Consider the following 7,401-nt stretch of genomic DNA (forward strand, 5'->3'; position numbering starts at 1 on the left):
TACTCTTCTGGCGAAAAAGTTGGAAAGACGACGGTGAAAACTCAAAAGGAGGAGAAATCCGAATGAAGAAGTTCCTTTCTCTGGTGCTTGCTCTGGTGATGACCATGTCTCTGGTCACCGTCAGCGCAGGTGCCAAGGACTTCACGGACGACAGCAGCATCACCTACAAAGAAGCTGTAGACGTGATCTCTGCTCTGGGCGTTGTCGACGGTTATTCCGGCGGCGACTTCCGGCCCGATGATGTCCTGACCCGCGGCGCGGCCGCCAAGATCATCTGCAACCTGATCCTGGGCCCCACCACTGCCTCCGCTCTGAGCGCTGGCACCGCTCCCTTCAAGGACGTGCCTGTCACCAACACCTTCGCGGGCTACATCACCTACTGCTCTCAGCAGGGCATCATCAGCGGCTACGCTGACGGTACCTTCCGTCCCACCGGCACTCTGAGCGGCAATGCGTTCATGAAGATGCTGCTGGGCGCTCTGGGCTATGACAGCTCTATCGAGGGCTACACCGGCGCCAACTGGACTGTTTCCGTGATCAAGCAGGCCGTGGGCATCGGTCTGGACGACGGCAACGACAACTTTGTGGGCTCCAAGGCTGTGACCCGCCAGGAGGCTGCCCTGTACGCTTACAATATGCTGCAGGCCACCATGGTGGAGTATGACCAGAAGAACACCATTGTTGTGGGCGACATTGAGATCAACACCACTTCCAGCCGGAAGGATGTCGCCAACAATGACAAGACCGAGACCATTGCCAACGACGACAAGATGCAGTTCGCTGAGCGTTACTTCGACGATCTGAAGAAGCAGCCCGGCGATTCCGACGAGTTCGAGCGTCCCGCCACCACCTGGAAGCTGAAGTCCGAGACCATCGGCACCTATGCCGACGAGCCCGACCTGACCTACACGGCAGAAGTGAAGAGCGGCGACATCTACAAGGATCTGGACCTGTCCGACAGCCTGAAGGCTTCCAAGGTCGAGGTCTATCGCAACGGCGCCGATGATGACCTGAAGGATGAGAAGGGTCTGTCCAAGAACGACAGCTCCACCAAGTTCGGCGGCAACGGCGTTCTGACCGAGGTCTTCTACAACGACGATGACGACACCGCCATCATCACCATGATCGACACCTATCTGGGCGAGGTCACCTCCACCCACAAGGCCTCCGGCAACCGTGACGCCTACATCAGCATCTCTCCCAAGGCTGACGGTGTTGGCGTCGGCGGCAACTTTGACACCGAGGAGTCCTTCGATGTGGACGATCTGGTGCTGTACACCTACTCCAACAAGTCCGGCGACAAGGGCATCCAGACCGTGATCAATGCCTCTGAGACCGTGACCGGCACTCTGAAGTCCTTCACTGAGGGTAAGAGCCTGAAGGTGGGCGATACCACTTATAAGGGTACCGACAAGTACAAGGGTGAGATCAAGGATCTGACGAACGCTGTCGATCAGGAAGTCACCGTGTACCTGGATCAGTATGGCTATGTGGTCTACGTGGACACCGATGCCATTTCTGGTAACTATGCTGTAGTTATTGGCATTGATTCCAGCAAGGTTGGTGACCGTGCAAAGCTGCTGTTTGCTGACGGTACAGTCAGCACTGTGGATCTGAAGAATGCTGGCGGCGCCGATGAGGGCGACATCGTCTCTTATACTAAGAACAGCTCTAACGAGTACAAGCTGGTGAGACTGGCCCAGGATCAGCTTTCCACTCCGAACGCAAGTGCTAAGGAAGCGCTGATTCTGAATGGCAGAGCATCTCTGTACAACGGCGTGTTTGCAAAAGCCAATGCTGGCTCTGTTGGTGGTGCTGTGACCGCTACTACTGCCAATGGTAAGACCACCTTCCTGATTGCGACTTCTAGCTCCAACGGTACTGAGTATCGTGTTTATGAAGGCATCAAGAATGTTCCCGACATCATCGTTGCTCAGGATGCAAACATTCCTGTGGCCACCTATGTGGAGAAGGGTACTGCCGCCCGGGTTATCTTTGTCGATGCTACAAAGAACGCCACTGTGAGCGGCTCCGGTGATGATGTGATCTTTGTCAAGGGCAGCTCCACTGGTCTGTCTCACGACAGCACGCTGGGCGACTACTATGAGTACGACGCCATCATCAATGGTGAGTTCACTACGATCAAGACCACTCAGCAGGTGAAGAACTTCGCTCTGTTCAACCTTGTCAGCTATGACAAGAATGGCGTTGCCATCAGCCTGAGCGATGACGGTAATGTTGTCGTGGGCAAGGGCACCGAGCGCGTCAAGAACGATGTTGTGGGTCTGAACGGTACTTACTACACGTACAGCAAAGACTGCCAGGTCTTCCACATCGATGAGGATGGCGACATCGACGAGACTGTGTACAGCGTCTCTAACATCGCTACCGATGACGACGACAAGGTCTGGTTTGTTACCGATAGCGGCGATGTGACCGCCATCATCTATCAGGATGTTGAGGCCGGCAAGGGTCCCGGGTTCTCTGATGACTATAAGATCGAAAACATTGCTCTGAGCTGGGTGAATGGCACTGGTTTCAAGGTCGACTGGACCTGCTCTGAGAATGTTCGTGAGAACACCAAGGTGTCCATTAAGATTGAGACCTCCGAAGGTGGACTGGTTGGAACCAATAGTACTACTCTCGGCACAGGCGGCGTTCCCGCAGGCAACACGATGAGCCTGACAGTGGCTTCCGGCGCAAATGATTATGCTGGCACCTACAAGGTGACCGTAACTGTCGGCGACGTTGTGGAAACTGCTACTCTCGCTCTGCTGAAGTAAGCGGACGACTACCTTCTCCGAGAAGTCAGTTTTGCAAAACAAAAGACAGGTTCCTGGAAACAGGAACCTGTCTTTTTGCTTGCCGGGCAGCTCACTTTCGCACTCCATACATCAGGACCCTGGTCCCGGCGGGGACGGTGCCGCCGGGGGCCAGCAGATTGAACGTTGTGACCTCCTCCCAGGTGCAGTCCCGGCAGTAACACTGAAATCCCTGATAGGTGGTGTCCCGCACCGTGAAGTACACCGCCCGCACCGGGGCGCCGGGCCGGGGCCAGCTGAAGTGGATGTCCGCCCAGGGGTGCTGGTCCTCCGCCCAGAGCTCCACCAGCTCCGTGCAGTAGTCGCCGCCGGAGCCGGACCCCGCGGCGTCACAGTACCTGTAATCCGTGGAGCCGTTCACCCGCAGGGCCAGGTCCGGGCAGCCCGCCGCCTCCAGGCAGAGCGTCACGCTTGCGTACTGGGTGAGGTCCGGGACGGTCAGGTCCACCTGCGGCGCCGGGGCCTCCGTGGTGAAGTCCAGGATCTTCACAAGCGGCAGAGCGGCCTTGACCGCTTCGTCCGCCTCCGCCCTTGCCGCCGCCTCCGCCGCGATGGCGTCGGCGTTGGCCTTCAGGGCTGCGTCGATTTTTTCATTATCTTTGTTAAAATCTTCCATCAAGATCCGGTCGGTGGGGTCCCACTGACACAGTTGGTAATTGGCCGTTTGGTTCAAAAAACATTCCTCGTTTCGTATCAATTTACAGGGCGGCCCGGCAGGGGGAAACGCCGGGCCGCCGCCGCAGGGGCGCCGGGACTTGAAAAATGCTCCCGCGCCGGAGGCTGGTCCTCCGCTTTGCCCTACACTCCTGTGGAGTGTAGGGCAAAAGTTGCACGTCTCCGTGCACTGGAAAAAGTTTTTCTGCTGCACTGCCGGATGCAACTTTTCCCCGCACTACCGGAGGTAGTGCGGGGAATGTTCCGCCGCCCGGAGGCTTTGGCCGTTTGCCCTCCGGGCGGGGAGGGGATCCCCGTGAAAGGGGGATGTTTTTGAATCAGACAGCAAACTATGGACTCAGCCAGTGGGAAGCCACGGACCGGATCCTGATGGAAGATTTTAACAGTGACAACAGCAAGATCGACGCGGCGCTGAAAGAAAACGCCGACAACATCGCCGCCCTGGAGACGGCGGTGGCGGAAAAGGGCAACTGCCAGATCTGGACCACAAGCTATGTAGGCAGCGGCGGCGTGGGGGAAAACAGCCGAAACTCGTTGACGTTCCCAAAGCCGCCTCTGCTGGTGATCATCACCGGCGGACTGGAGAACTCCTGGGGCGACATAGCGCAGAAGACCGCCATTTTCACCCGAGATGGGCACGTATTTGTGCCTATGGTGTCCAGTTCGCTCACCTGGCCTGCTGCTTGGTCGGCGGATGGGAAGAGCGTCACATGGTACGCCGTCAACTCGGATGCAGCGGGACAGTTGAATGCGGCGGGCACGACCTACCGTGTAACGGCATTTCTCACCGCTGAGTAAGCAAAAAACTCCCCCGGGCGTGAGCCCGGGGGAGTTTTGCCATCTGTACTTGCGTACAGACCCGCTCAGAGATTAGATGGTGAAGGTAGCCTCGCCGGAGCGGACAACACCAGCACCGTCAGTAACAGTGACAACCACGCGGTAAGTGCCGGAGGCAGTGCCAACATTGGCTTTCACCACGTCAGTCCAGACGCCGCCAGCAGCCACATAGCCGCTAGCAATCGTCCCGGTAGTAGCGACGACATAGCTACCGCTATAAACGTTCACGCTGTAAGTACCGCCAGCCTTCAGCTCTTCCTTGGTGCCAGTGTTGACAGAGAAGGAGCCGTTGGCGTAGGTGAGAGACAGAACGTCCAGTCTGCCATTGGTGTAATTGGGCTGGTTGCCACTGCTCACGGGTGTCTTATCGTAGAAGAACACCCACTGGGCAACGCCATTGGAGTCCAGAACGGCCACAACTTCGCCCTTGAAGGTCAGACCGTTGACAGTATTGCCATCCATATCAGCCAGCGTGCTGTAGGCTTCCTTGACAGAGCCATACTCCACGGTCTGCCAATCCTTGTTGACATACTGCTTCACAACCGCCTTGGCGTCGCTAGCGAAGAACAGGCCATACTGATCCAGATCTGCGTTGAAGTGTAGAGTCCGGCCATCCAGGGACAGAGTCGCACCATTGGAGTCCATATGATAGACATCATAGCCGGTGACCTGAGACTTGGCCTGATAGTCAGAGTACGTATAGACCTGATCCTTGGAAGTATCAATAGCATCAGCCACATAACCCATCTCGTTATCGGCGTCGGCCAGAGGACGGATTCTAGTGACATAGTTGTCGCTATCCATGACCAGTTCCTGAACGACGCCTTCCTTCAGGGCCAGAACAGTGCTGGTGTACTTGCTCTTGATTGTCATCTCCTGGACCTCGCCGTTAAGGATGGCATCGAAGGTCCAGTAGTAGTTACCGTCGCTGTCGCGGCCCTCGCTGTTGGCTCCGGAGAGGATGTAGGCGTAGTTGTCCACAGCGCCCTCGGCCTCGCCCAGAACCACGGCGGCGATGATGTAGTTGTCCTTGTCGTAGACGGCAGCAATCCAATCGCCAGCAGCAACCGTCATCTTCACGCTCTGAACACCGGTGTACACGCCGGTAACATCGTCGATGACCCAGCCCCAATCAACCTTAGTGTCATTCTCGACGGTGATGTAAGTGGAGTCCTCATTACCGAAGGACCGGCCAGTACCAGCACTTTTATTCAGAGACAGGTTGTCGGTCTGAATGGTCTTACCAGTAGAAGTTTCAATTGTCCAGCGGGTGGCGGGAGCCAGGGTATACACGCCATCGCTATCGACGGTATAGGTGTACCAGAGGTTGAGGCCAGTTCCAGTAGCACCCTGCCACTTGCTATAACCGGTAGCACCGCCGTTCGCGTTGTAAGCATCAATGGCAGTGTTGGTGTCCTTAGTATTGACCTCGATTTCCTTCTTAGAGCCGTCAGTGAAGATGGCCAGAGCGTCAGCATTACGGATACCCATGGCGCTCTTGTTCAGGTCATAAGCAGCGATGAAGACATACTGATCATCGCCGGAGTGCAGAGCGGCACCGATGAAGTAGCCGTACTGATCCATGTAGATGTCGTAGGTCTTGTCGGTCAGCAACTCGCCGAAGTAGTCACCCAAGGTAGCATCCTCGTAATAAGCCTGCTTATTGGCCTTATATTCAGAGCCACCAGTGGTAATGGCAGTCACACGATCCTTGTTGCTCTGACCTGCGACACTATCTTCAGTACTTTTAGAGAACTTATCGACAGTGACATCGGTCAGGACCTCGGGTACGTCAATGACCTCCACAACCGTCTTGGAAGCAGCAGAATCAACGGAGCTGGCCCAGTTCACCAGAACAAAGTCGTCCTCCTGCAGATCAGCGATGGCGGGCACATCTTCCACATCCACGACGCGGGCAATGCCGTTGGCATTGTTGTAGACCTGGAGCGAAATGCTCTCGCTCTTGGAGTTGTAGTTAGCGTTGGCCTGAGCCAGATAGGTGTTGATGGAGACAATGGTGATCTCCTCGTGGGCGTCATCCACGAACACCTGGGTCAGGACACCGTTGCCAGTGCGGCCCACGCTGCTGGTATTGTTGCGGTACAGTTCGTTCTTAGAGATGTTGTCAGTAGTGGGCTCGGCGCCATCCACGTAGTAGGTCAGGTCATACTCCCGGATGGTGGAGGCAGTCAGGTCCTCGTACAGGTCGCGGCCGGTCACCTTGGTGGTGTACTCGGCGACCATCAGGTCATAGTCCACATAGGTGCCGATCTCCTTGCTCTTCCAGCTCCAAGTGTGGGCGGGACGCATGAAGTCGTCGGTGTCATCGTGCTTCTCCAGGTCGGGCTGATACTTCTCGGCAAACTCCACGGTGTAGTCGTGGGTGGTATTGTCGATGGTATCGTCGATGCTGGTGGCAGCGCCGGAGATGCTGGAGGTCACGAAGGTGGGCTTGGAGGCGCCGATGGCGACGGTGGCGCCGTTGACAGTCACATTGGTGCCCTTGCTGTCATACTCCACCAAGGTGGTCTGCAGTGCGTTCACGGCGTACAGGCAGGCCTCCTCGCGGGTGGCGGCACGGGAACCGACAAAGTCCTCGTTGCCGTCGGTCAGGCCAATCTGGGTGGCACGGCCGGCCACGTTCACGGTCCAGTTGGTGCCGGTGTAGCCCTCGATGGCGCTGTCATAGCCCAGAGCAGTCAGCAGCATCTTCAGGAAAGCGAAGCCGGTCAGGGTGTTAGAGGGACGGAAGGTGCCGTCGGCATAACCGTCGATCAGGCCGGACTCCACGCAGTAGGCGATGTAGCCGGCGAAGGTAGAGCCCGCGGGAACATCCTTGAAGGGAGCCGCGGAAGTACCCAGAGCCTCAGCCGTGGTCTTGCCCAGCATCATGCAGGCGATGATCTTGGCGGCAGCGCCACGGGTCAGGGTGCCCTGGGGACGGAAATCACCATCGGCATAACCGTCGATGATCCCCATCTCGGACATGACGTTGACAGCTTCCTCATAGGCTTCGCCGCTGAGGTCGGCGCTGTCACCGAAGTCCTTGGCGCCGGCGCTGACGGTG

At 57.1% G+C, this 7,401-nt stretch carries 4 protein-coding genes; 2 read left to right on the forward strand and 2 right to left on the reverse strand.

What is annotated here, in order from left to right; all coding sequences use genetic code 11:
- Positions 1-62: 62 nt before the first annotated feature.
- Positions 63-2,783 carry an S-layer homology domain-containing protein gene (locus tag H9X91_RS13790; protein WP_204805831.1) on the forward strand — a complete coding sequence of 907 codons (2,721 nt, stop codon included), beginning with the start codon at positions 63-65 and terminating at the stop codon, positions 2,781-2,783.
- Positions 2,784-2,874: 91 nt separating this feature from the next.
- Here H9X91_RS13790 and H9X91_RS13795 read toward each other — a convergent pair whose 3' ends face one another.
- The gene (locus H9X91_RS13795; protein WP_204805832.1) at positions 2,875-3,495 is read right to left on the reverse strand and encodes a hypothetical protein; all 621 of its coding nucleotides are present in this window, start codon (positions 3,493-3,495) and stop codon (positions 2,875-2,877) included.
- Positions 3,496-3,809: 314 nt separating this feature from the next.
- Here H9X91_RS13795 and H9X91_RS13800 point away from each other — a divergent pair, with 314 nt between their 5' ends.
- A complete protein-coding gene (locus H9X91_RS13800; protein WP_204805833.1) occupies positions 3,810-4,295 on the forward strand; it encodes a hypothetical protein in 486 nt (161 codons plus the stop codon).
- 72 nt (positions 4,296-4,367) lie between these two features.
- Here the strand turns inward: H9X91_RS13800 and H9X91_RS13805 are convergent.
- The coding region (locus H9X91_RS13805; RefSeq protein ID WP_204805836.1) for an S-layer homology domain-containing protein at positions 4,368-7,401 on the reverse strand (3,034 nt) is incomplete at its 5' end.

This window comes from Oscillibacter valericigenes (assembly GCF_016902445.1).
Taxonomy (GTDB): Bacteria; Bacillota; Clostridia; order Oscillospirales; family Oscillospiraceae; genus Oscillibacter; species Oscillibacter avistercoris.